We start from the raw sequence: 25692 nt of genomic DNA on the forward strand, positions 1-25692 counted from the left end.
ATTTCACAGGCCTTCGAAATCGAGTTCGACGTCAGCTTGCTGCTTGACGATGCGCTCGAGCATTTCGCCCAACTGTTCTTCGCTCTTGTCGCACATCCAGCGCTCGCTCTCTTCGTCGTAGTCGAAGTGGAAACCACCGGAGACCGCCGCCAGCCACAGCTGACGCAGGGGCTCCTGACGGCTGAAGATCAACTGGCTGCCGTTTTCGAACTTCACGGTCAGCACACCGGCCGAGCTTTCCAGATCAATATCCAGGCCACTCTCGTCGAAAATATCTTCCAGCGTCTGCTGGGTGGCATCGACCAGATCGTGGAAACGGGCTTCAGTCAAACTCATTGCGGCAACCTCAAAAAGTGTCTGTTCACGCTCAAGCGCCGCAAGATACGGGCGAGCCCCGGTGATTGCAAAGGATAACGATCAAGGGCCGACATAGGTACATCAAACGCTGTACCTGTGGGAGCGGGCTTGCCCGCGAAGGGGCCGGCCCATTCAAAATCTTTGTTGACCGGACCACCGCTTTCGCGGGCAAGCCTGCTCCCACAAGGATTGCACCTGGCCCGCCGGCATCAGCCAAGCCCCGCCGGACGGGAGCCCCATCGCATAGGCAAGCTGCCGGGTGGCCGGTATACTCCGGCGCAATTAACGCATTTTCAAGGATTTCGCCATGAAGCGCCTGATCTCTTCCCTTGCTGCGCTCGTCGCGGTTGCCTGCCTTGTGTCGGCCTGTGGTCAAAAAGGCCCGCTGTATCTGCCAGACGAAGACCAGGACCCTGTCGAACAGGCCAAGTCCTCGCAACAGCAGCCTGCCTCCAAAGCACACAAGCACGACGTCTACCAATAAGGGAACGCCATGGACGCTTTTAATTACCGTGGCGGAGAGCTGTTCGCGGAAGGTGTGGCGCTGTCTGCCATCGCCGAACGTTTCGGCACACCGACCTACGTCTACTCTCGCGCGCACATCGAAGCTCAATATCTGGCTTACGCCGATGCGCTGGCGGGCATGCCGCACCTGGTCTGCTTTGCGGTCAAGGCCAACTCCAACCTGGGCGTGCTGAATGTCCTGGCGCGTTTGGGCGCCGGTTTCGACATCGTCTCCCGTGGTGAACTGGAACGTGTTCTGGCCGCTGGCGGCAGTGCCGACAAGATCGTGTTCTCCGGTGTCGGCAAGACCCGTGACGACATGCGTCGCGCCCTGGAAGTCGGCGTGCACTGCTTCAACGTCGAATCCACCGATGAGCTGGAGCGTCTGCAAGTGGTCGCCGCCGAACTGGGCGTTCGCGCACCGATCTCGCTGCGGGTGAACCCGGACGTCGATGCGGGCACCCACCCGTATATTTCCACCGGTCTCAAAGAGAACAAGTTCGGCATCGCCATTGCTGACGCCGAAGACGTGTACATCCGCGCCGCTCAGTTGCCGAACCTGGAAATCGTCGGTGTCGATTGCCACATTGGTTCGCAACTGACCACCCTGCCACCGTTCATCGATGCCCTCGACCGCCTGCTGGGCCTGGTCGATCGCCTCGGCGATTGCGGCATCTACCTGCGCCACATCGATCTCGGTGGTGGTTTGGGCGTGCGTTATCGCGACGAAGAACCGCCATTGGCCGGCGACTACATCAAAGCCGTGCGCGAGCGCCTCGACGGTCGTGATCTGGCCCTGGTGTTCGAGCCTGGTCGCTTCATCGTGGCCAACGCCGGCGTGCTGCTGACACAGGTCGAGTACCTCAAGCACACCGAACACAAAGACTTCGCTATCGTCGATGCCGCCATGAACGACTTGATCCGCCCGGCGCTGTACCAGGCCTGGATGGACGTGACCGCCGTGCGCCCTCGCGATACTGCGCCTCGTGCCTACGACATCGTCGGCCCGATTTGCGAAACCGGCGACTTCCTGGCCAAGGATCGTCAGTTGGCCCTGGAAGAAGGCGACCTGCTGGCTGTGCATTCGGCCGGCGCCTATGGGTTTGTCATGAGTTCCAACTACAACACCCGCGGCCGTGCCGCTGAAGTGTTGGTGGACGGTGATCAGGCAGTTGAAGTGCGTCGCCGTGAGACGGTAGCCGAGTTGTTTGCTGGCGAAAGCCTGCTGCCGGAGTAACCCCATGCTGCTGCGTTTTACCAAGATGCACGGCCTGGGCAACGACTTCATGGTCCTCGACCTGGTCAGCCAGCACGCGCATATTCTGCCCAAGCACGTCAAGCTTTGGGGCGATCGGCACACCGGCATCGGTTTTGACCAGCTGCTGATCGTCGAAGCGCCGAGCAACCCGGATGTGGATTTCCGTTATCGGATCTTCAACTCCGATGGCTCTGAAGTGGAACAGTGCGGCAACGGTGCGCGCTGTTTCGCCCGCTTCGTGCTCGACAAGCGCCTGACTGCAAAACGGCTGATTCGCGTCGAAACCAAAAGCGGCATCATCGAGCTCGATGTGCGCAGCGACGGCCAGATCAGCGTCAACATGGGCGCACCACGCCTGGTGCCGGCCGACATCCCGTTTGTCGCCCCGGAACAGGCGCTGAACTACCAGGTCGACGTCGATGGCAGTGCAGTCGAACTGGCCGCCGTGTCCATGGGCAACCCCCATGCCGTGCTGCGGGTCAGCGACGTCAACAATGCACCGGTGCATGAACTGGGGCCGAAAATCGAACATCACCCGCGCTTTCCGGCGCGGGTCAATGTCGGTTTTCTCCAGGTCATCGACCGCAGCCGCGCGCAGTTGCGCGTCTGGGAACGCGGTGCCGGGGAAACCCAGGCCTGTGGAACCGGTGCCTGCGCAGCCGCAGTGGCCGCGATCAGCCAGGGGTGGATGGATTCGCCGCTATTGATCGATCTGCCTGGCGGGCGCTTGTCCATTGAATGGGCAGGCCCTGGCCAACCGGTCATGATGACCGGCCCGGCAGTACGCGTATACGAAGGACAAGTGCGTCTTTGAGTGAGCTAAACCCATGACCGACAAGCCCCAGGTTCCCGCCCTGCAGTCCGACGAAGCCCCTAGCGAAAGCCTTGAGGCGGCGGCGATTGCCGCGTACCTGGAGGCTCATCCGGATTTCTTCGTCGAACACGAAGAATTGCTCCCGGCCATGCGCATTCCGCACCGACGTGGCGATACCATCTCGCTGGTCGAACGCCAGATGACCATCCTGCGCGATCGCAACATCGAGTTGCGCCATCGCCTTTCGCACTTGATGGACGTCGCCCGCGACAACGACCGCCTCTTCGACAAGACCCGCCGCCTGATTCTCGCGCTGATGGACGCCAGCAGCCTGGAAGACGTGGTGATCAGCGTCGAAGACAGCCTGCGCCAGGACTTCCAGGTGCCTTTCGTCAGCCTGATTTTGCTGGGTGACAATCCGATGCCGGTGGGCCGCTGGGTGACTCACGCCGAGGCGCAAACGGCCATCGGTGGCTTGCTCTCGGAAGACAAAAGCGTCAGCGGCAGCCTGCGTGAACACGAACTGGACTTCCTGTTTGGTGAGGAACAGCGCAAGCAGATCGGCTCGACCGCCGTCGTCGCGATCAGCTATCAAGGCATCCACGGCATCCTGGCCATCGCCAGCCGCGACCCGCAGCACTACAAAAGCTCGGTGGGCACCTTGTTCCTGAGCTACATCGCCGAAGTCATGGGCCGCGTGCTGCCACGGGTCAACAGCTCCCTGCGCTCGGTCCGCTGATCATGGAAAGGCAACTGGACGCTTACTGCGAACACCTGCGCAGTGAGCGACAGGTGTCGCCTCACACGCTGTACGCCTACCGCCGCGACCTCGACAAAGTGCTGGGCTGGTGCGCTAAACAGAACATCGACAGCTGGGCCGCGCTGGACATCCAGCGCCTGCGTAGCCTGATCGCCCGCCTGCATGCACAAGGCCAGTCATCGCGTAGCCTGGCGCGACTGTTATCGGCGGTGCGCGGGCTGTATCACTATCTGAATCGCGAAGGCCTTTGCGACCACGACCCGGCCAACGGTCTGGCGCCGCCCAAGGGTGAGCGTCGCCTGCCGAAAACCCTCGACACCGACCGCGCGCTGCAATTGCTGGAAGGCGCCGTCGAGGATGATTTCCTGGCGCGACGGGACCAGGCCATTCTGGAGCTGTTCTATTCCTCGGGATTGCGCCTTTCCGAACTGACCGGGCTCAATCTGGATCAGCTGGATCTGGCCGATGGCATGGTTCAAGTGCTCGGCAAGGGCAGCAAGACCCGCTTGCTGCCTGTGGGTAAAAAGGCTCGCGAAGCGCTGGAACAGTGGCTGCCGTTGCGGGCCATGACCAACCCTGCGGACGACGCGGTGTTTGTCAGCCAGCAAGGCCGGCGCCTCGGCCCCCGGGCCATTCAGGTGCGGGTCAAAGCTGCCGGCGAGCGCGAGCTGGGGCAAAACCTGCACCCGCACATGCTGCGACACTCCTTTGCCAGCCACTTGCTCGAGTCCTCGCAGGATCTGCGCGCGGTGCAGGAATTACTTGGCCACTCGGACATCAAGACCACCCAGATCTACACCCACCTGGACTTCCAGCACCTGGCCACGGTTTACGACAGCGCCCATCCACGGGCCAAACGCATGAAAGGCGACGACTCATGACCCTGCAATTGATCACCTTCGACCTCGACGACACCTTGTGGGACACCGCCCCGGTGATCCTCAGCGCCGAAGCCGTATTGCGTGAATGGCTGACCGAGCATGCGCCGAGCCTTGGAGCGGTGCCGGTGGAGCATTTGTGGGCGATCCGCGAGCGAATCCTGGGCAATGAGCCAGGCCTCAAGCACCGCATCAGCGCGTTGCGTCGCCGCGTGTTGTTCCATGCACTGGAAGAGGCCGGTTACGACCATGACCAGGCAAACGATCTTGCCGATAAAAGCTTCGAAGTGTTTTTGCATGCGCGACATCAGATCAACGTGTTCCCTGAAGTCGAGCCGACGCTGCAGATGCTGGCCAAACATTACGCCTTGGGCGTGGTCACTAATGGCAATGCCGATGTGCGCCGATTAGGGCTGGCGGATTACTTCAAGTTTGCCTTGTGCGCCGAAGACATCGGCATCGCCAAACCCGATGCACGCCTGTTTCATGAAGCACTGCAACGCGGAGGGGCCACACCCGAGACGGCGGTGCATATCGGCGATCATCCGGGTGATGACATTGCTGGCGCGCAGCAGGCGGGGATGCGAGCGATCTGGTTCAACCCGACCGGAAAAGCCTGGGAAGCCGATACGGCACCGGATGCGCAGATTCGCAGCCTGACTGAATTGCCGGCGTTGTTGGCCCTGTGGAACTCCCGACACTAACCCGGAAATCACACCAGCCCAAGATACTTGTACCACCCATGAAAAAGCCCGCAGCGACGGCGGGCTTTTTCAGCAAGCAAGTGGCAGGCGCTTAGATAGGCCGGCTGCCGTACTTGTTATCAGGCTTCTTGGGAGGATCGGCGACCACGTTGGCCTCCACTTCCTGCACCTTGCCGCCCTTGGCCAAAAACTCTTCCATGGCCCGCGCGAGAGCATCGCGCTCCTTGTTTTTGGCTTCAACGCTCGGCAGCTCATCGACCGATACCGCAGCCTTGGCTTTGCCTTTTGCAGTCGGAACGGGCGCATCACCGCCATCGTCTTCAGCGACGTCTTCGGCCGCTGCTTCCAGACCTTCTTCGGTTTCGTCGTCGTCGCCTACTTCGAGGTCGTCGTTTTCCAGATCATCGTCGCTCATGTTCTACCTCATGACTCTTGCGAAAAGCAGATTAGTTATAGCCCAGCTTTACCGTCTGTCGACAGTCGCCGGAAAAATTCAATAACCGCTGGTGACCAGCGGTTCATGCCTCTTCACCGTGCACGGTGGCAAGGACTTTACGGGCACCGCCAAAATCACGGTGCTCGCCCAGATAAACGCCTTGCCAGGTACCCAACGCCAGTCGGCCTGCCGAGATCGGCAAACTGAGCTGACAGCCAAGCACGCTGGCCTTGAAGTGCGCCGGGAGGTCGTCCAGGCCTTCGTCGTTATGCTCATAGCCGTCTGTTCCTTGTGGGATCAGACGATTGAAAAACCGTTCGAAGTCGCGACGTACCGCCGGATCGGCGTTCTCGTTGATGGTCAACGACGCCGAGGTATGCTGTAGCCACAAATGCAACAGACCGACCCGACACGCCTTGAGTTCAGGCAGGCCGGCGAGTAACTCGTCCGTTACCAGATGAAAGCCCCGGGGCCTTGCCCGCAGAGTAATCAGAGTCTGTTGCCACATACAGTTCTCCGCACGTTCGGGGCGCATTCTAGCGCGCTCTGGGAAAAAACAAAGGCCCTAATATTCCTTCAATCATGTAAGCCATTGGCCGCAGAAAAACGCCCGTCGTAAACAAACCTGAACGTGTACGAAAAAACCTTTCAGCAGCTCCTCCACTGACAAATTCCGGACAAAAAAATGCCCGGCAAGCCGGGCAAGTTTTTTAGACGCGTACTTACACGTTGTAGCCGCGTTCGTTGTGAAGTGCCAGGTCGATGCCCACCGCTTCTTCTTCTTCGTTGATCCGCAGGCCCATCACCGCATCCACTACCTTGAGGATGACGAACGTGGCGATGGCGGTGTAAATCACGGTGAAGCCTACGCCTTTGCACTGAATCCACACTTGTGCGGCGATGTCGGTCACGGTGCCGAAGCCACCCAGGGACGGTGCAGCGAACACACCGGTCAGGATCGCGCCGAGGATACCGCCGATACCGTGTACACCGAAGGCGTCCAGGGAGTCGTCATAGCCGAGTTTGCGTTTCAGGGTCGTGGCGCAGAAGAAGCACACCACGCCTGCTGCCAGACCGATGATCAGCGAACCCATCGGGCCGACGGTGCCGGCAGCCGGAGTAATTGCCACCAGACCGGCGACCACACCCGAGGCGATACCCAGCGCGCTTGGTTTGCCGTGGGTGACCCACTCGGCGAACATCCAGCCCAGTGCAGCGGCAGCGGTTGCGATTTGGGTAACCAGCATCGCCATACCGGCAGTGCCGTTGGCGGCAGCCGCGGAACCGGCGTTGAAGCCGAACCAGCCGACCCACAACATGGCCGCGCCCATCAGGGTGTAACCGAGGTTGTGCGGAGCCATCGGAGTGCTCGGGAAGCCTTTACGCTTGCCCAGTACCAGGCACGCTACAAGCCCTGCAATACCGGCGTTGATGTGCACCACGGTGCCACCGGCGAAGTCCAGCACGCCCCAATCGCCCAACAGCGAACCCGGACCGCTCCAGACCATGTGCGCGATTGGCGCATAAACCACGGTGAACCACAGGCCCATGAAGACCAGCATCGCGGAGAACTTCATCCTCTCAGCGAACGCACCGACGATCAGCGCCGGGGTGATGATCGCAAAGGTCATCTGATAGGTGACGAAAACCGCCTCAGGGAACAGCGCTGCAGGCCCGGTAATGCTCGACGGTGTGATACCGGCGAGGAAAGCCTTGGCGAGACTGCCGACAAAGGAGTTGTAGTTGACGACGCCTGCTTCCATACCTGTCGTGTCAAACGCCATGCTGTAGCCATAAAGGAACCACAGGATAGTGACCAGACCGGTGATGGCGAAGCACTGCATCATCACGGAAAGAATGTTTTTGGACCGGACCATGCCACCGTAGAACAGCGCGAGGCCGGGAATGGTCATGAACAGCACGAGGGCTGTCGAGGTCAGCATCCAGGCGGTGTCGCCGGAGTTCAGGACTGGAGGTGCCACCGGATCTGCCGCCAAAGCCAGGCCGGGCATTACGATGGACAACAGGGCTCCAAGCCCTGCGAATTTACGCAGAGTCATATTGTTTTCTCCTGGGGCGTTGGGTTTGTGGCGGCTTAAATCGCGTCGGTATCGGTTTCGCCGGTACGGATGCGAATCGCCTGTTCCAGATTCACCACAAAGATCTTGCCGTCACCGATCTTGCCGGTGTTGGCGGCCTTGGTTATCGCCTCGATAACCCGGTCCAGATCCTTGTCATCAATGGCGACATCGATCTTCACCTTGGGCAGAAAATCGACCACGTACTCCGCGCCGCGATACAGCTCGGTGTGACCCTTCTGCCGACCGAAGCCTTTGACTTCAGTAACGGTAATGCCCTGCACGCCGATCTCGGACAGCGACTCGCGTACGTCGTCCAGTTTGAACGGCTTGATGATGGCAGTGACTAGCTTCATGAAAACTCTCTCCCGAATTGGTGGACTTGCCCCAGGAAAACAAACCCGACTCAAGTCTAAGCGCAGTGCCTGGCTTTGTAACGCATCGTCGGCCTTGGATGCCCGTCCGACCCCAGCTAACCACCCCGTACGAAACACTTCCCCCGTTTCGCCTGGCGCACTGCATTCGTCACAGCGACTGCATCAGTGCATGGGTTAACAGTCACTAAGCAGAAACCTTGCCATCTCGCCAAAACCTACTGAATTCAATCCCTTGGCCAATACTGCAAGCCACCGCCCTTAATTACTCCGGAACTAACGCACAACAACAGTGCGTCACCGTCCGTCCGCATGCGCGAAAAGCGTGCGCTGGTTGCCAGTCGAAATTGACTATAGACACTGCGTGATACACTGCCCGCCATTGTTTCCAGGACACTCATCATGCTCGCGCCCAAAGACTTCCTCGACGCCCTGACAGGCACCGCCTCCCGCCTCTTCAGCGGCGAAACCCCGCTGCCGAAAAGCGAAATCGAAAGCCAGTTCAAGGCGTTGTTGCAGAGCGGTTTCAGCAAGCTCGACCTGGTCAGCCGGGAAGAATTTGATAGTCAGATGGTTGTGCTGGCTCGCACCCGTGCACGGCTGGAAAGTCTTGAGGCGAAAGTGGCGGAGCTGGAAGCGAAGCTGAATCCGCCGGCTGAGTAACGCCCCAAGCCCCCCCCTGTGCAATGCGATCCCCTGTGGGAGCGGGCTTGAACTGGCCTAATAATTTCGGACACCTCTTAAGGGCGATATGATTTCGCCAACTTGGAGGCTCCATGAACGAAAGAAAGGTCTATACGCGCGAGTTCAAGCTTCATGCTGCCAGCATGGTGCTTGATGATAACTGCCCGGTTTCAGATGTTTGTGCATCGCTGGATATCGGGCCCACCGCTTTACGGCGCTGGGTCGATCAGGTTCGTAAGGAACGTGAAGGGCAGCCAGTCAAAGGCACCAAGGCAATCACCGAAGATCAGCGCCAGATCCAGGAACTAAAAGCCAAGATCAAGCGCATGGAGATGGAAGCCGATATCCTAAAAAAGGCTACCGCTCTCTTGATGTCGGATCCCGATCGTTTTCGATGATCGCACCGTCCGAAAGCTCGCCCCCGACCAGCGTCAAACCGCACGAATGCTCATCCACGGCGTCATCGAAAACACCCTGCTGATCAGCGAATCCGGCGTCTACGCATTACTGATCTACCACTACTGCCCCGAACACCGCGGTCTGCGCGAATGGCTGACTCACGAAGTAGTTCCAACCCTAAGAGACGCTCAACAATCCACCTCAACCGAACGCCCGATCCTGAGCCTGCTGAACTGGCCGCAGATGTCGTTGAGTTTGCTGCACTGGAATAACCAGCCGTGGATTCGGTTGCAGGATGTGCCACACGTACTACCGGACCAAGAACGATCACACCGCGCAGTGAACGAACCATGGTGGAAGCGTGCTTCGCGAGTACTCCAATCGTTTTGAGCTTCCGAAGCTCAACCACGGCCAATTTCGGCGATCCGCACATCGTGGGTCGATTGCAGATTCAGCCAGAATTCGATTGTGGTGTTCAGGTGAATGGAAAGCTTCTTGGCTAGTTCAGGGCCGACACGGATGTTCTGCGCCATCAACTCACGCAATTAAAACGGGGACATCCGCACCCGGCCCTGAAGATCAGCCACCGAAATACCCCACGGCTCAAGAAACTCCTTCTCAAGGATTTCGCCGGGATGAATCGGCCGCATTCCATTTGTGTTCATTTCCCCTCCTGAGGGTTTGATCTGCTGTGATCATAAGCAGCTCCCTCGAGCGCACAAGAGCGCCCGTGCGCTTTGGCCGACGTCCCTCATGTATCTCGGCACAGTCCTACAAAACCAACGTCCATGCAGCGGATTGCACCCAGTACCAGCCCCGACGCAACCTTTGTAGCAGCTGGCGCAGCCTGCGTTCGGCTGCGCAGCAGTCGTAATCAAAGTACACGGTGTGTCAGGTAAACTTTGCCTGTCGAATTTACGACTGCTGCGCAGCCGAACGCAGGCTGCGCCAGCTGCTACAGATCATGCGAACCTGCAATATCTTGCGAAGATTTCCCACCTCTCCAGCCAGACTCCACGACTACCCTTCAAAAACCCGCAGGAAGCGGCCCCCGTACCACTCAAGGAACGACCATGTCCCTCTCCATCGTCCACAGCCGCGCCCAAATCGGCGTGGATGCGCCTGCCGTTACCGTTGAAGTCCACCTGGCCAACGGTTTGCCATCCCTGACCATGGTCGGTTTGCCGGAGGCGGCGGTGAAGGAAAGCAAGGACCGCGTACGCAGCGCGATCATCAATTCCGGACTGCAATTCCCGGCGCGGCGCATCACGTTGAATCTCGCCCCGGCGGATTTGCCCAAGGACGGTGGCCGGTTTGATCTGGCGATTGCCTTGGGGATTCTGTCCGCCAGTGTGCAGGTGCCGACGTTGACGCTGGATGATGTGGAATGCCTGGGAGAGCTCGCGCTCTCGGGCGCTGTACGAGCCGTGCGTGGGGTATTGCCGGCGGCATTGGCGGCGCGTAAGGCCGGGCGGTCGCTAATGGTGCCGCGGGCAAATGCCGAAGAGGCATGCCTTGCCTCAGGGCTTAAGGTGATCGCGGTGGATCATTTGCTGGAAGCGGTCGCGCATTTTAATGGGCACACACCGGTCGAGCCTTACGTTTCCAATGGTTTGCTCTACGCCAGCAAACCCTATCCCGACCTCAATGAAGTGCAGGGACAACTCTCGGCCAAACGCGCCTTGCTGATTGCCGCGGCAGGGGCACATAACCTGTTGTTCAGCGGGCCGCCGGGGACTGGGAAAACGTTGTTGGCCAGCCGTCTTCCGGGATTGTTACCGCCACTGGCTGAAAATGAGGCACTGGAGGTCGCGGCAATCCAGTCAGTTTCCAGTTGCGTGCCCTTGAGCCATTGGCCACAACGACCGTTCCGCCAACCTCATCACTCAGCCTCCGGGCCGGCATTGGTTGGCGGCGGTTCGAAACCGCAACCTGGCGAAATCACCCTCGCCCACCACGGCGTACTGTTCCTCGACGAACTCCCGGAATTCGATCGCAAGGTATTGGAGGTGTTAAGGGAGCCGCTGGAATCCGGCCATATCGTGATTTCCCGGGCCAAGGACCGTGTGAGATTCCCCGCCCGCTTTCAATTGGTCGCGGCGATGAATCCTTGCCCCTGTGGATATCTTGGCGAACCGAGCGGCAAATGCAGTTGTACGCCGGACATGGTCCAGCGCTACCGCAACAAACTGTCAGGCCCATTGCTGGACCGAATCGACCTGCATCTGACTGTTGCCCGGGAAGCCACGGCGCTCAATCCGGCGCTTAAACCCGGTGACGACACCGCCACCGCAGCGGTACTAGTGGCTGACGCACGAGAACGGCAACACAAGCGCCAGGGCTGCGCCAATGCGTTCCTCGATCTGCCGGGTTTGCGCAAACATTGCACGTTATCCACAGCCGACGAAAACTGGCTGGAATCCGCTTGTGAAAGATTGACGCTGTCGCTGAGAGCCGCACATCGGCTGCTTAAAGTAGCCCGAACGCTGGCGGATCTTGAGCAAACCGATGAGATAAAGCGCGAGCACCTGGCCGAGGCATTGCAGTACCGGCCGAGTGCAAATTGAGGGATTTCATAAAGTCCAAAATGACCTCATGCAACCTATGCACACTTACGCTAGTCTCATACGGTTTTGGACCTCCGCTAATTGACGGCGACATCATTATGACATTAAGGTCGCCAGCTAATTGCAGGAGCAAGAACAGACACCTTTGTCTGTCATTATTTGCGCAACGATACATATGGAGTTTGAATGCGCGGGGCACTATTACGCAGCGGTAAGAGCGGGTCATTCACTGCCCTGGGCGAAACAGGTCAACCGGTCTACCGGGCGGCCCTGCAATTGCGCGAAGCCATTCGTCGCAAGAATCCCGAAATGGTCGATCATCTGGCCATCCCTCAAAGCGATGAACTCGGCAACCAGATCGACTGGTACAGCGGCCTCGAGGGCGATGTCATCCCGTGGAGCAGCGCGACCGAAGAAGAACGCGTCCCCGCCCGCCTCCAACTTGAATCCTTGAAGACAGCGCTCGACGAATTGAGCCAGCGCTACCTGGGCACTGATCCGGCCGAACAGCAGCAAGGCGACAAAGCGGTGTTCGGCAAGTTGCTAAAGCGCGTCATTCATTTCCCTGACGAAAACTTCGTCTACCTGGTGCAAGGCAAACCGGTACTGACCTTTTGGGGTTTCGAGCACGCGGGCACCGACCGCAATCGCGATCCCCTGCACTGCCTGACTCAGGCTGCGCCCGTGTTCACCCTGCCACCCGTGGTCGAAGCAGCGCCCGTTGTCGCGCCGATCGTGCCAGTGGTGGCTCGCCCGTGGTGGCGACGCTGGTGGTGGCTGTTGCTGCTGCCTTTCTTGCTGCTGTTGTTGTGGCTACTCTTGGGTTTACGCGGTTGCGTGCCGATTCCACGGGTGGCGGTTGATCTGCTTCCAGAGGGCGTCGTGCCCGTTGAAAGACAACTGGAAGAGCCACCATTGACCGGCAATGCCACGACATTGAATGGCGTCCCCGTGACAGGCACTGTCACAGGGACCACCACCGGCACCGCCGTGACGGGGACTCATGGTGTCGAAGCGCCAGCCGTCGAGGGTAACGAGGCTGATGCCGCGAGCGCCGACTTGGGCAAAAATCCAGGCATAGATCCAGGCAAAGATCAGGGTAAAGACCCGGCAGCCGAATCGCCGGCCACGGCACCTGAAAACAAAACCGCTCCGCCTGCTGTCTCACCATCCGAGGCAGAAAAATCCGCCGCCGCAAAACCTGGCCCTCCCCTGAGCATTCCGCCAGACGCCGCTGACGGTGCCGCCAAGTTCCTCGACGGTCAGTTCCGCGCCGGTGCTGGCATTCAGGATCGTCGCACCGGCAAACCGCTGCGCCTGGAGTACCAACTCAAGGACGGCAAGGGCGAAGTCACCGTGCACCAGGCCGACGGCACCAAATGCAGCGGGCCGGTGAGCGCTACCATGAAGGGTGGCAGCCTGGCCATCGACAGCCAGGGTCAGGCCGTATGTGCCGATGGCAGCACTTACGACATGCCCAAGGTCAACTGCCGCAAAGGGGCGACCACAGTCGCAGACTGCACCGGCGGTTACGGCAAAGAACAATTCCCCATGTCCATGCGGCACGTGGCCGAATAAAAACGGAATAACCAGACATGTTGCCTGAAGTCACCCAATTCGAAGACACCGTCACGCTGGTCAGCGACACCGGCATCCAGTTCATGGATTTCGCGCTGCGCCTGGATCCTCGCAAGGAACCGGCGGGCGAGTTCGCACCAATGATCAGCGGGCTGATCTGCCGTCTGGCGTACAACGAAGAGAAAGACTTCTTTTTCTACGAACCCGAACCGGAAAAGGTCGAAAAGGCCAAGCCCGTGTTCAGTGTCGACATGAAAAGCAGCCTCGAATTGCTCGACGGTGTCTGGCTGCCGACCCCGTTTTTCCGCTTCATGCCCCCGCATCGCTTCGACGAAGGCCCGACCAACTGGTCGCGCATGCGCCTGGTGAAACTGGCCACGCCAGACATCGACGGCAACACCCACCGCCTGACGATGGCCTTCGACAGCCGCGTGATGCCCAAGCGTGACGGCACCGCCTACCTGGCGCCGAACGAAGAAGACATCAGCTCCGGCGTGTCTTTCAAACTGGCGACCAAGGCCAGCGAAACCCGCTGGTTCCTGGCCCAGCCGTGGGTCAATGAATGGCTGCTGGAAGTGTTCAACGAAGGCAATACCCACCGTTCGCGCGAAGAGCTGGACATCGATATCCGCGCCAACTATCACCTGGCGCATTACCTGAATTTGCTCAGCCTGTTGAGCAAGCCGTCTGCCGCACAGCAGTCGACGGCTCGCCCGAAAGTCGAGATCCCCGAGCTGAAAGTGGTCGCCAACGACAGCAACGGCCTGGTCAAACCGATTCCGGTGGACCTGGTGCTGGACGTCGGCAACTCGCGTACCTGCGGCATCCTGATCGAGAACCATGGTCAGGCCGGCTCCGGGCTCAAGCAGAACTACGTGCTGGAACTGCGCGACCTGATCACCCCCGAGCACACCTACAACCTGCCGTTCGAAAGTCGCGTGGAATTTGCCCAGGCGTATTTCGGCAAGGACCACTGCTCGGTCAAGAGCGGCCGTCATGATGCCTTCCAGTGGGCGACGATTGCCCGTGTCGGCAACGAGGCCAGCCGTCTGGCCAGCCGTCGTCGCGGCACCGAAGGCTCCACGGGCCTGTCCAGCCCGAAACGTTATCTGTGGGACGAAAACGCCTACGGCCACGGCTGGCGGTTCAACTGCTCGTACATCAAGACCGATAACGAGCCCTACGCTACCGCCGCGCCGTTCTCACACCTGATCAATGAAACCGGTGAAGCCCTTTACAGCCTCGAAGAAGACGATCGCCTGCCGGTGTTCATGCCGCGTTATTCGCGCAGCTCGCTGATGACCTTCATGCTCGCCGAAGTGCTGGCCCAGGCGCTGTCGCAAATCAACAGCCCGGCCCAGCGCTCGCGCCAGGGGCACACCCGCGTACCGCGCCAGCTCAACAGCATCACCCTGACCGTGCCGCCAGGCATGCCACAAGCCGAGCGCAGCATCCTCAACGAACGCATGCTGCAAGCCATAGGCCTGGTCTGGAAGAGCCTCGGCTGGCACGCCGGCGAGGAAGACCCGCATCAGGATCAGGCCCTGAGCCCGCGCACGCCGATCCCGAGCATCCGCGTGGAATGGGACGAAGCTTCCTGCGGCCAATTGGTGTACCTGTACACCGAGGTCAACGAGAACTTCGCCGGTCACCCGGAAGAGTTTTTCGACACCATCGCCCGGCCCGACAAGACCGACCGCGAGCGTATTACCTTGGCGACCATCGACATCGGCGGCGGCACCACGGACCTGGTCATCACCGACTATCGCCTCGACCGCGCCGGCAACACCGGCAGCGGCAGTAACGTGCACATCGTGCCCGAGCAGCGTTTCCGCGACGGATTCAAAGTGGCCGGCGACGACATCCTGCTGGACGTGATTCAGGACTTCATCCTGCCGAGCTTCGAGAAAGCGTTGCAGAGCGCCGGCGTAAAAGCCCCGGATTCGTTGATGTCACGGCTGTGCGGCGATGAGTCGGTCAGCGCCCAGGACATGATCCTGCGCCAGCAGTTGAACCTGCAGGTGTTCGCACCGCTGGGCCTGGCGCTGCTCAAGGCTTACGAGCATTACGATCCGCAGGTCCCGCAGGAAGTCACCCCGCAAAGCTACCGCCAATTGCTGGGCGACAACGCGATCAGCAAGACCGTGCTCGACTACGTCAATGCCGCCGTACGCCGCGATGTCGGCAGTCAGAGCGGTTTCGACGTGTATGAGGCACCCATCAGTTTCGACCTGCAAAAGCTCCATGCCGCATTTCTCAACGACCAGATCAACATCACCAAAATTCTTGGTGCGCTGTGTGAAGTGGTCGCGCATTACCCGTGCGACGTGCTGCTGCTGACTGGCCGTCCTTCGCGCCTGCCCGGCATCCAGGCGTTCATTCGCAAGGTGTTGCCACTGCCGCCAGGGCGCATTCTGGCGCTGCAAAACTACCGCACGGGCGGCTGGTATCCGTTCCATAAAAATGGCCGGATCGACGACCCGAAAAGCACCGCCTCGGTGGGCGCCATGCTTTGCCTGCTGTGCGCCAACCACAGTGTGCCGAATTTCTACTTCCGTGCTTCGGCACTCAAGCCGTATTCGACGGTCAAGCACATCGGCGTCATCGACCTGAACAACGTGATCAAGGATGCCGACGTGCTGTACCGCGACATCCAGTCCGAAGACTACAAGATCAAGCTGCCGGTGATCGGCGTGGGCGATACCGCCGACACGCCGCAACTGGAAATGCGCGGCGACCTGCGCCTCGGTTTCCGCCAGTTGGCTGCCGATCGCTGGGCCGCGTCGCCGCTGTACACCTTGCGCTTCACCAAAGTCGGTCGGGAGAAGTTTTCCCGTGCCATCGGTGATAACGGCAGCGCGCCGCTGCTCAAGGTGCGATTCGAGGTCAAGCCGGCGGACAAATACACGCGCAAGCAGGATCTGGTCAGCGATCTCCTCTCGGTTCGCGACATCGAATCCAACTGCAATAATGTCAACTTCAACCCGCGCAGCGACCTCGTGCTGGAGCTCAACACCATGCTCGACGCCGGCCTGAACGATTCCAAGTACTGGCTCGACAGTGGAAGTGTGAAACGCAAATGAACGACCTGACCCCCGAACAACATCAGCTCTCAAACAGTTGGGCCGCTGTTTATGAAGGTGCCGGTCAGGCGCTGGATTGGATTGGCCAGACGCGCGCCAATGCGCCACGCCTGGACAGCGAAGCCGACAACCTGAACATCCGCCTGCACCGTGCCCGCAACCTGGCTCACAGCCTGGGTCGCGTGGCCTGCACGCCGATGACCATTGGCTTTTTCGGTTTGTCGCAGGCCGGCAAGTCCTACCTGATTTCGGCTCTCGCTGCTGGTCAGAACGGCAAACTGGAGACCGACTTCGGTGGCCAGCGCCTGGACTTCATCAAGCACATCAACCCGGTGGGTGGCGGCAAGGAAGCCACCGGCCTGGTGACGCGCTTCAGCCGCCGCGCCACGCCGAGCCAGGATAATGATTTCCCGGTCGAACTCACGCTGTTCAAGGAAATCGAGCTGGCGAAGATTCTCGCCAACTCCTGGTTCAAGGATTTCGACCTTGAACGCATTTCCTACGAGATCGACGAAGAACGCATCCAGCGCGTGCTCAAACCGTTCGAAGGTCGCGAAACCGGGCCGATGCAAACGGGCGTCAACGCCGACGATCTGGTGTCGCTGTGGGATTACCTGCGCGACAACTTCCGCAACTCAGTGAAGAAGCTGGAGCACCTGTACTGGCCCAAGGCGTTGCAACTGGCGCCGCGCCTGAATTTCCAGGAACGGGCCGAGCTGTTTTCGATCCTCTGGGGCGAGCAAAGCGAACTGACGCGCGTTTATCAGCAACTGGCCGGCGCGCTGCACAAGCTGGGTTTGCCCGAAACCGTGTTCGCGCCCCTGAAGGCCTTGGTGAGTTTCGAAAACGACACCTACAGCCAGCGCGACAGCATCATGAACGTCGACATCCTCGAACGCTTCGGTAGCCCGCTGGATTTGCCGATCGATGTTCGACCATGGGTGGGTGGCCGTCTGCAAAACAGTCAGGGCATCCCGGTCGCGCAACTGGCGGCACTGACCGCTGAAATGACCTTCCGCCTGATCGAAGCGCCGGTCGACGAAATCGTCAATCAGGTCGACCTGCTGGATTTCCCCGGTTATCGCGGGCGCAAAAAGCTGCACGAAATCGCCGATTCCAACGATCCCGAATCCGCCACCAAGGACAACTCCGTCTCGCAACTGATTCTGCGGGGCAAGGTCGCCTACCTGTTCGAACGTTACACCGACAACCAGGAAATGAACGCGCTGGTGGTTTGCACCGGTTCGACCAAACAAAGCGACGTCAACGACGTTGGCCCGGTGCTGACACGCTGGATCGAAAAGACCCAGGGCGCCGACTCGGCCGCTCGCGCGAAACGCGATACTGGTCTGATCTGGGCGCTGACTATGCTCGACCTGCGCATCAGCAACTCCCTGAGCCTGACACCTGATCAGTACGACGAGAGCTGGAACGGCATGGTCAAGCTGACCATGCTGGAGCGCTTCGGCAGCCTGAGCTGGATGAACGACTGGGCCGGGACACCGTTCCAGAACACCTTCCTGGTGCGCAAGCCGCGCATGGACGCGGCGTTCATCGGGCAAGACGCGAACGGTGCCGAAACCGGCCTCAATGGCGGCTATGAAGATCGCGTCAAAGCGCTGGGCGAAAGCTTCGCCAGCAACGACCTGGTGTGCAAACACATCAAGAACCCGGCCAACGCCTGGGCCGAAATGCTGCGCAACGATGACGGTGGCATCAGCCACTTCAGCGGCAGTTTCACTGGCGTTGCCAACCTCGAATTCAAATTGCAGCGCATCCGCGAGCAATTGAGCGAATGCCTCGAAGGCCTGACTACGCATGGCCTGAGCACCTGGTATTACGCCGACGGTGACGGCGCCGCAGCGGCGAAAAAAGCGCAAGCGCAGATGATACTCACGGGCCTTGGCCGTCGTCCGGCGGTACTCGGCGAGCTCATCGATCAACTCGACATGCCGAGCGAAGAGGTGCGCGACCTGTACCTCAGCGGCGTGTACGAAACCGATGACGAGCCTACCGTGACCGACGAACCGGTCGCGCCGACACCGAGCCAGAGCCTGTACGGCAACGACGCCGGTTTTGATTTCGATTTCGGCGACGACCTGAGTCACGACAGCACACCGGTCAGCAGCAAAGCCAATACCCCGGCGCCAGAGCTGCAAAGCAACGAGCACCGCTTCGCCAAAGCCGCGTTCAAGGCCTGGATCGCGCACCTGCGTGAACTGACCACCCGGCAAAGCCTGCTCAACCTCCTCGGGCTGGAAAAGGCGTTGCTCGAAGCGGTGGTCGACGAACTGATCACCGCCGCTTACCGCCAGGACTTGCCGGGGCAACTGAGCCGTGCGGTCCTCAAGCGTGCACAAAGTGGCGCGCGCCGCGATCAACTGGTCGAGCGTCAGGTACTGGAAGTGCAACGTGTGCTGCGCGATTTCGTCTCCTGGTTCGGCTACATCCAGAAACCGGTAAGCGAGCGTCCGAACAGCCGGGCCGGTGCCAAGTTGCCTTTGTTCTCGTTCTATACCGACATCAATCCGGGACAAGTGCCGGTGCTGCCGCCGCAACCGGCGAACCAGGCGCAGCGGTATCTCGGCGACTGGCTCTCGGGCCTTGCCTACATCACCCAGGACAATGCCGGCCATGGCGCCGGGCGCGAAATCACCCCTGAACAGAACGAACGGCTGGGCAAAGTGCTCACAGCCTTCGCAGCGAGATAAGCAATGCCAATTCGTGTCGACCTGCTCGCCTTAGAGCCCAATGTGCCTGGCCAGGCCCGCCTCACCGTAAAGAAATGGCAGGGTGGCGAGGAACAGCTGGAGTTTTCCATTCAGCGTAACCAGGACGGTTTTTACCTTCAGGGCCAGAAGGCCTGGAGCAACAATCCGTTCTGGTTCAAAGTCTCGCGCTTCACCGCCAACGGCGAATTCCTGGTAACTCAGGTTGGCCCGGACGTGGTTGACCCATTACTGGAAGGCAGCGGCAACTCGCAATTTCGCATCGAACTTCGCGAACAGAGCCTGGGCCATGCCGACGCAGGCGTGATACTTCCGGCCAACAACCTGCTGGCTTCCACGGCTGGCGGCCAGACGCGCTCGACGTACGGCGGCGCCGAACTGACGACACCGGTAGCACCGGCACCGGAGATCCCTGACCTGCCGGAACTGGTCCTGCCGCCCGCCGAGGCAGAAGTGGAACCGGAACCGGAGCCGGTATTCGCCGACCCCGTCGAGACACCGCCGCCGCCACCGGCGAAGAAAAGCAACAAAGGCCTGATCGGCCTGTTGATGGTCGTGGTGTTGCTGTTGGCAGCAGGCGCTGGATTCTGGTTCTACAAACGCACTCCCGCACCCGCTCCGGTGGCCGCAGCCCCTGCTGCCGCGCCGGCCGGCGCCGACGCACAGGCCTGCACCCTCGAGAGCATGAACAGCCTGCCCGAATTGACCTTCGTCCAGACCTGCATCAAGGCTGCGCCCGACAGTGCCAAGTTGCTGGAGATCATCAACCAAGCCAAGGCCGGCAAGCACTGTGGCATCGCGCAGCGTCTGTACGCCAACCGTGCCCAGGCCGGTGACGCGTTGATCGCCAACGCCTATGCCCGCGAATACGACCCGAAATACCTGAAGGCCAGCGAGTGCTTCCCGGTCGCGGACAACGCCACCGCCGCCTACTGGTACGAAACCATCCTCACGCAGGACCCGAACAACGCCGAAGCCAAGCAGCGCTTCGAGGAGTTGCAGAAGTGATGCGTTCGCCCGTGAGTCGATTCCTGCTGAGCAGTGCCGCCTTGTTGGCACTGTGCATCAGCCCGCTGTCCCAGGCCGATGACAAACCGCTGATCCAGGCCGGTAAAAAGACCCTGTTCCAACGCGTACTGACCACGCCGGGCTGCAAGATCAGCCCGACGGCGGGCGGCGCGGCAGGCGACGAGCAACCGGTCTTCAGCCGCTTTTATGTGTACGAGCGCGCGCAAGTGAACAACGCCGAATGGCTGAAAGTCGGCCCCGACAGTTACGGCAAAACCATTGGCTGGCTACCTGCCGGCTGCACCACCGATTGGAAAATGCAGCTGACGCTGGCGTTCACCAACCCGGCTAACCGCGACCGGCTGCTGTTTTTCAAGGACCGCGCCACTGTCGAAGGCATCCTGGATGCGCCAGACCCGGTCAGCAAAGTCGCGCCGCTGCGGGCCACGCTGAAAAAAGGCCAGCAAGCACCCGGCGTGCTGGCCGAAGAACCTGAATACTTCGTCGACCTGCAAAAGCAGTTTTACCTGCTGCCGGTGCTCAGTGGCGAAGAAGTCATGACCGAAAGCGGTTTCCGCACGCGCCTGCTCAACGTCGCGTCGGTCAGCAAACCGGATGACAAGACGGCCAAGGGCGGTGCGGCAAACAGCGCTGCCGGCGGCAAGGAAGCCGAAGACAAAACGGCCAGCCAGTTGAAGGAATTCAGTGCGGCGGTGGTGTTTGTCATCGACTCGACGATCTCGATGGACCCGTACATCGACCGCACCCGCGAGGCGATCCGCAAGGTTTATCAGAAGATCGAAGCGCAGAACCTCGGCAAGCAGGTCAAGTTCGGCATGGTGGCTTTCCGTTCCAACACCCAAGCGGTGCCGGGGCTGGAATACACCACCAAAATGTACGCCGACCCTACCAAGGTGAAAGACAGCGCCGACTTTTTCGCCAAGATCGCCGACCTCAAACAGGCCAACGTATCGAGCAGCAGCTTCGATGAAGACTCATTTGCCGGCGTCATGGAGAGCATCGACAAGGTCGACTGGAGCCAGTTCGGCGCGCGCTACGTGGTGTTGATCACCGATGCGGGCGCCATCGAGGGCGACGACAAACTGTCGAAGACCGGGTTGAGCGCAGCGCAGGTGCGTATCGAGGCCGCCAATCCGGGTGTAGCTATCTATACGCTGCACTTGAAAACCCCGGCCGGGGCCAAGGACCACGCCAAGGCCGAAGCGCAGTACCGGGACCTGTCGACTTACCCTGGCACCAACACCTCGCTGTACTACCCGGTAAATGCCGGCGATGTGCAGGAGTTCGGTCGCAAGGTTGACGCACTGGCCGCCGCGATCACGACGCAGGTGAAAGCCGCCTACATGGGCGAAGACGCCATCGGCAGCGCGGCGAACGCCAAACAGGACCCGGCCGAGAAGAAAATGCTCGAAGACGCGGCGCTGATCGGCCATGCCATGCAACTGGCCTATCTCGGCGAGAAGACCAACAGCAAGGCCCCGCCGGTGTTCAAGGCGTGGATCACTGACCGCGACCTGATCAAGCAGAACATCCCGACCACCGATGTGCGGGTGCTGCTGACCAAGTCTCAGCTCAGCGACTTGAGCGACGTGATGAAGCAGATCCTCGATGCGGCCAACGAAGGCCTGATTTCGCCGACGGAAATGTTCGAGCGCCTGCGCTCGGTGGCGGCGACCATGGGCGCCGATCCCAATCAGCTCAAGCAGAACAGCAAAGCCAAACTGGCGGACATGGGTGTGCTCGGCGAGTACCTCGAAGACCTGCCCTATCAGAGTGAAGTGTTGAACCTGGATGAAGAAACCTGGAAGAGCTGGGACGGTCTGGCCCAGGAGAAATTCATCCGCACGCTCAATACCAAACTGCGGCATTACCAGCGTTACAACGCGGATGTTGACCGCTGGGTAGCTCTAGCCAAGGACAGCGACGCGCGGGACAACGTGTACCCGGTGCCACTGGAAATGATGCCTTAACGAGACACCCATGCTCGATATCAAGAACCTGCTGGTGCGTCGTGGTGACGGCGCGCTGGCCCACCACGTGCGCCTGCCGCACTTGCAGGTTGGCGCCGGAGAAATCCTCGCCATCACCGGCGAGAGTGGCAGCGGCAAAAGTACATTGCTCGAAGCCATCGGCCTGTTGCTCGCGCCTGTCGAACTCGAGCGCTTTCGTCTGGGCCCGACGTCAGCGGCACCGGCTCAAGACATCGCTCAACTGCTCGCCAGCGACGACCAGCCCGCCCTGGCGGCGGTGCGTTCACGGCATTTGGGATTCATTTTGCAGAGCGGCGGCTTGCTGCCGTTCCTCAGCGTGCGTGACAACATCAGCCTGCCGCGCCGTTTGCTCGGGATGTCGGCGAAGAGCGAGCACATCGACCACGCTGTTGACGTGTTGCGCCTGAGCGGGTTGCTGGATAAACAACCGCAGGCATTGTCGATCGGCGAACGCCAGCGCGTTGCCTGCGTTCGGGCCATTGCCCATGAACCGGTGCTGCTGCTGGCCGACGAACCGACCGCCGCGCTCGACCCCCACAGCGCCCGGCGTTTGTTCGAGTTGCTGCTGAGCCTGGTGTCGAACATGGGCTTGAGTGCACTGGTGGTGTCCCATGATTGGGCCTTGCTGAAGTCTTTCGGCTTGCCGCGACTGGGTGCTGTCAGCCGTCAGGGAGAGACACTGTTTGAACCCATGGATTAATCAAGTGCGCCTGTTGGGCTCATTGGCGCTGCAAGACCTCTGGCACGACCGCAAGGTCTCGCTGTGCATCGCCGCCTCCCTGGTGGCGGTGATCGCGCCGCTGTTGCTGCTGTTTGGTCTCAAGCACGGGGTGGTCAGCCAGTTGCAGGACGAACTGCTGCGCGACCCGCGCAACCTTGAAGTGAAGATGCTCAGCAACGGCAACTACGACAGCGCCTGGATCGAGCGTTTGCGCCAGCTCCCCGAGACCGGCTTTGCCCTCGGCCAGACGCGCTCGCTCAATACCCAGGCTGATTTGCTGATGGGCATGCAACGCTTTGTCGAAGGTGCGGAAATCATTGCCACCGAACCGGGCGACCCGCAACTGAACCTCGCGTCGCTCAACCCGGTCGGCAATCAAGTGATCCTCAGCGCCAGCGCCGCGCAACGCTTGCAGGCCAAGGTCGGCGACAGTGTGCAACTGCGGGCGCTGCGCCGCCTGGAAGGTGTCAATGAACGCGGCGAGATAACACTGACGGTGCTCGCCGTGCTCGACGGTGCACGTTTCGGTCGCGCCGCCGGGTTTGTCGCCCCGCCGTTGCTGTTGAACCTGGAGCGCTTTCGCGATGGCTATGAGGTCAGTGCGTTCGGCGTTGCCACCGGCAAGCCTCTGGGCAACCTGCAACCGCTGTATGCCCGTGCCCGGGTGTATGCGCGCGACATCGATCAAGTGGCGCCACTGGAGCGCTGGCTCAACGAACAACACATCGAAACGTCGAGCCGACTGGCCGACATCGACAACGTCAAAGCCATCAACCATGTGCTGGGGCTGATTTTCGGGGTTATCGCCATGGCGGCGCTGATTGGCTGTGTGGCGTCGATGGTCGGCGCGTTCCTGGCCAACATCGACCGCAAGCGCAAAAGCCTCGCGGTGCTGCGCCTGCTGGGTTTCAAACGCAGGGCCGTCGGTGGTTTCGTGGTCGTGCAAGCGTTGTTGCTGAGCCTGGCCGGTTACGTGGGCGGGTTGGGCTTCTATGCCGTTGGCAGTCATTTGTTCGACTATTTGCTCGGCAGCAGCCAGGCCACCGGCACTTTCGTGTGCCACATTACGGTCTGGCATGGCCTTGGCGCCCTGCTCCTGACCTTTCTGGTCGCTGCGCTGGTGGCCGTGATCGGCGCCCTGCGAGCCATCAACATCCAACCTGCGGAGAGTCTGCGTGAGCTATAAACGTTTTGGCTTGCTATTGCCCCTGAGCCTTGGCTATCTGCTCGACGCCTCGGCTGCGGGCTGGGAAGAGAAGTATTACAACCCGATGCCGGACGCCGCCGACGTGGTGCTGCCGATGCCCTGCGAAGGCTCGATGGTCTTTCGCAAGGTGTTCATTCCGGTGGCAGGGCCGCTCGATGACTACCCGATCAACATCGGTCAGGACGGCGCGGAATATGGCTACGTCGAACAGACGCGGCCGACGTTCATCGCCGGCAGTTTTACCGGCGCCAAGAACGACAAGTCCCGCTACTACCTGATGGCCAAGTACGAGATGAGTCAGTTGCAATACGCCGCACTGACCGAAGAAACCTGCCCGACGGCTGCGACCAAGATGCGCTTGCCGCAAGTGGCGGTGAGCTGGGTGCAAGCCATCGAAGCCGCCGACAAATACAACCTGTGGCTGCGCAAGAACGCCGCCGACAAGTTGCCCAAGGAAGACGGCGCGCTGGGCTTCTTGCGCCTGCCGACTGAAGTCGAGTGGGAGTTCGCCGCACGCGGCGGGCTGGAAGTCGGCGCCGCTGAATTCCGCGACACGCACTACCCGATGCCCGAAGGGATCAACGCCTACGAGTGGTTCGCCGGGGCGCAATCGTCCAACGGCAAGCTGCAATTGTCTGGCCTGCAAAAGCCCAATCCGCTGGGCCTGCATGACATGCTCGGCAACGTCGACGAAATGATGTTCGAACCGTTTCGCCTGAACAAACTCGACCGCCAGCACGGTCAGGCAGGCGGCTACGTGGTCCGTGGCGGCAACTACCTGACCGCGCAAGCCGACCTGCGTACTGCGTTGCGCAAGGAGGAGCCGTATTACAATGCCGATGGCCAGGTGAAAAACAAAACCACCGGCCTGCGACTGGTACTGGTCTCGCCGACCCTGACCTCCCGCGAGCGCGTCGCCAGCATTGAAAACAGCTGGAAGAAACTTGGCACCGGCAGCAAAGAAACCGAGTCTGCCGACAAAGGCACCGTTCAATCCTTGAACAGCCTGGCCTCGGGCGTCGAAGACAAAGCCCTCAAGGAAAAGCTCCAGGCCCTGGAAAACCAGTTGCGCGCCAGCAACCAGCAACAGGAAGAAACCCGCGACCAGGCGATCCGCGCCAGCCTGAACCTGGGCGCGTTCCTGTGCACCAAGATGCTCGACGACGGCCAGTACGTGGACTTCCTGCAAAAGAACTACAAGCTCAATTGCGAAGCTGCGGAAAAGGACGCGAGCTGCGACATGCGCAAAGGCAAGCTCGAGGAGCAGAAGGATCGCCTGCACAAACTCAGCCGTTACTACGCCAGCAGCCTGGTGGAATCGGCGACCTTGTACGGCCAGCCACTGCTTGAAAAACAGGTTCCGGTGATGGAAGAAATCATCACCCGCAACAAACAGCTGCAAGACCTCAAACCGTACTTGCGCACCCACTGGGCCAATCAGAAGGCGTTCCTGCAAAAGCAGAAGATCGACACTGAGGCCTGGCTGACCAGCTGCAAAACCGTCACTCAATAACAACACGTCAACACCGTCATCTAGGAGT

Annotated in this window: 23 protein-coding genes and 2 pseudogenes; 18 read left to right on the forward strand and 7 right to left on the reverse strand. The window is 60.4% G+C overall.

What is annotated here, in order from left to right:
* Positions 1–3 precede the first annotated feature (3 nt).
* A complete protein-coding gene (gene cyaY, locus AC1D2P_RS07820; protein ID WP_046032221.1) occupies positions 4–336 on the reverse strand; it encodes an iron donor protein CyaY in 333 nt (110 codons plus the stop codon).
* A gap of 328 nt (positions 337–664) precedes the next feature.
* On the opposite strand from cyaY, the gene lptM reads away from it, so the two are divergent.
* From lptM to AC1D2P_RS07850, 6 genes are read left to right on the forward strand one after another with little or no spacing between them, the layout of a single operon-like run.
* Complete coding sequence (gene lptM, locus AC1D2P_RS07825; RefSeq protein ID WP_046032220.1) at positions 665–841, forward strand: LPS translocon maturation chaperone LptM; 177 nt, start codon at positions 665–667, stop codon at positions 839–841.
* 9 nt (positions 842–850) lie between these two features.
* Entirely contained in the window at positions 851–2098 is a 1248-nt protein-coding gene (gene lysA / locus AC1D2P_RS07830) for a diaminopimelate decarboxylase (RefSeq protein ID WP_046032219.1), read from the forward strand.
* A 4-nt stretch (positions 2099–2102) separates the two neighbouring features.
* Positions 2103–2933 (forward strand): diaminopimelate epimerase, encoded by an 831-nt coding sequence (dapF, locus tag AC1D2P_RS07835; protein ID WP_477757417.1) that lies wholly within the window; start codon positions 2103–2105, stop codon positions 2931–2933.
* Positions 2934–2946: 13 nt separating this feature from the next.
* A complete protein-coding gene (locus AC1D2P_RS07840) occupies positions 2947–3672 on the forward strand; it encodes a DUF484 family protein (RefSeq protein ID WP_109785709.1) in 726 nt (241 codons plus the stop codon).
* Positions 3673–3674: 2 nt separating this feature from the next.
* Positions 3675–4574: a tyrosine recombinase XerC gene (gene xerC / locus AC1D2P_RS07845; protein ID WP_046032216.1), complete on the forward strand. Its 900-nt coding sequence runs from the start codon at positions 3675–3677 to the stop codon at positions 4572–4574.
* A complete protein-coding gene (locus AC1D2P_RS07850) occupies positions 4571–5275 on the forward strand; it encodes an HAD family hydrolase (protein ID WP_109785710.1) in 705 nt (234 codons plus the stop codon). Before xerC ends, AC1D2P_RS07850 begins: the two co-directional genes overlap by 4 nt.
* A 91-nt stretch (positions 5276–5366) precedes the next feature.
* Here the strand turns inward: AC1D2P_RS07850 and sutA are convergent, their stop codons facing one another.
* The 4 genes from sutA to glnK all read right to left on the reverse strand — a co-directional run bounded on the left by sutA (position 5367) and on the right by glnK (position 8145).
* On the reverse strand, positions 5367–5690 hold the full coding sequence (sutA, locus tag AC1D2P_RS07855; RefSeq protein WP_008050867.1) for a transcriptional regulator SutA: 324 nt from the start codon (positions 5688–5690) through the stop codon (positions 5367–5369).
* 103 nt (positions 5691–5793) lie between these two features.
* On the reverse strand, positions 5794–6219 hold the full coding sequence (locus AC1D2P_RS07860; RefSeq protein ID WP_008030499.1) for a secondary thiamine-phosphate synthase enzyme YjbQ: 426 nt from the start codon (positions 6217–6219) through the stop codon (positions 5794–5796).
* A gap of 214 nt (positions 6220–6433) precedes the next feature.
* On the reverse strand, positions 6434–7771 hold the full coding sequence (locus AC1D2P_RS07865) for an ammonium transporter (RefSeq protein ID WP_109785711.1): 1338 nt from the start codon (positions 7769–7771) through the stop codon (positions 6434–6436).
* Positions 7772–7806: 35 nt separating this feature from the next.
* Positions 7807–8145, reverse strand: a complete 339-nt coding sequence (gene glnK / locus AC1D2P_RS07870; protein ID WP_002555808.1) for a P-II family nitrogen regulator — start codon at positions 8143–8145, stop codon at positions 7807–7809.
* A 420-nt stretch (positions 8146–8565) separates the two neighbouring features.
* Between glnK and AC1D2P_RS07875 the strand changes: the two genes are divergently transcribed.
* From AC1D2P_RS07875 to AC1D2P_RS07885, 3 genes and pseudogenes are all read left to right on the forward strand, one after another.
* Complete coding sequence (locus AC1D2P_RS07875) at positions 8566–8826, forward strand: accessory factor UbiK family protein (RefSeq protein WP_046032213.1); 261 nt, start codon at positions 8566–8568, stop codon at positions 8824–8826.
* A 113-nt stretch (positions 8827–8939) separates the two neighbouring features.
* The gene (locus AC1D2P_RS07880) at positions 8940–9245 is read left to right on the forward strand and encodes an IS3 family transposase (RefSeq protein WP_046033372.1); all 306 of its coding nucleotides are present in this window, start codon (positions 8940–8942) and stop codon (positions 9243–9245) included.
* A 1-nt stretch (position 9246) separates the two neighbouring features.
* Positions 9247–9636: pseudogene (locus tag AC1D2P_RS07885) on the forward strand (BRO-N domain-containing protein); the annotation flags it as partial.
* A gap of 11 nt (positions 9637–9647) precedes the next feature.
* Here AC1D2P_RS07885 and AC1D2P_RS07890 read toward each other — a convergent pair.
* Positions 9648–9755, reverse strand: a pseudogene (locus AC1D2P_RS07890) (HigA family addiction module antitoxin); the annotation flags it as partial.
* A 36-nt stretch (positions 9756–9791) separates the two neighbouring features.
* Entirely contained in the window at positions 9792–9911 is a 120-nt protein-coding gene (locus AC1D2P_RS07895) for a helix-turn-helix transcriptional regulator (protein ID WP_442963200.1), read from the reverse strand.
* 408 nt (positions 9912–10319) lie between these two features.
* Between AC1D2P_RS07895 and AC1D2P_RS07900 the strand changes: the two genes are divergently transcribed.
* The 9 genes from AC1D2P_RS07900 (at position 10320) to AC1D2P_RS07940 (ending at position 25664) form a co-directional block, all read left to right on the forward strand.
* On the forward strand, positions 10320–11813 hold the full coding sequence (locus AC1D2P_RS07900; protein WP_046030628.1) for a YifB family Mg chelatase-like AAA ATPase: 1494 nt from the start codon (positions 10320–10322) through the stop codon (positions 11811–11813).
* A gap of 186 nt (positions 11814–11999) precedes the next feature.
* Positions 12000–13391, forward strand: a complete 1392-nt coding sequence (locus tag AC1D2P_RS07905) for an SrfA family protein (RefSeq protein WP_109785720.1) — start codon at positions 12000–12002, stop codon at positions 13389–13391.
* Between the two features lie 17 nt (positions 13392–13408).
* Entirely contained in the window at positions 13409–16474 is a 3066-nt protein-coding gene (locus AC1D2P_RS07910; protein ID WP_109785721.1) for a virulence factor SrfB, read from the forward strand.
* Entirely contained in the window at positions 16471–19185 is a 2715-nt protein-coding gene (locus tag AC1D2P_RS07915; RefSeq protein ID WP_109785722.1) for a putative virulence factor, read from the forward strand. The genes AC1D2P_RS07910 and AC1D2P_RS07915 overlap by 4 nt, the downstream gene beginning before the upstream one ends.
* Before the next feature lie 3 nt (positions 19186–19188).
* Entirely contained in the window at positions 19189–20211 is a 1023-nt protein-coding gene (locus tag AC1D2P_RS07920; RefSeq protein WP_109785723.1) for a hypothetical protein, read from the forward strand.
* Positions 20211–22202 (forward strand): vWA domain-containing protein, encoded by a 1992-nt coding sequence (locus tag AC1D2P_RS07925; RefSeq protein ID WP_177412236.1) that lies wholly within the window; start codon positions 20211–20213, stop codon positions 22200–22202. The genes AC1D2P_RS07920 and AC1D2P_RS07925 overlap by 1 nt, the downstream gene beginning before the upstream one ends.
* 10 nt (positions 22203–22212) lie before the next feature.
* On the forward strand, positions 22213–22923 hold the full coding sequence (locus AC1D2P_RS07930) for an ABC transporter ATP-binding protein (RefSeq protein ID WP_046030639.1): 711 nt from the start codon (positions 22213–22215) through the stop codon (positions 22921–22923).
* On the forward strand, positions 22907–24130 hold the full coding sequence (locus AC1D2P_RS07935) for an ABC transporter permease (protein WP_109785724.1): 1224 nt from the start codon (positions 22907–22909) through the stop codon (positions 24128–24130). Before AC1D2P_RS07930 ends, AC1D2P_RS07935 begins: the two co-directional genes overlap by 17 nt.
* Positions 24120–25664, forward strand: a complete 1545-nt coding sequence (locus AC1D2P_RS07940) for an SUMF1/EgtB/PvdO family nonheme iron enzyme (RefSeq protein WP_109785725.1) — start codon at positions 24120–24122, stop codon at positions 25662–25664. The genes AC1D2P_RS07935 and AC1D2P_RS07940 overlap by 11 nt, the downstream gene beginning before the upstream one ends.
* Positions 25665–25692: the final 28 nt, after the last annotated feature.

This window comes from Pseudomonas sp. P1_F1_2 (assembly GCF_056405815.1).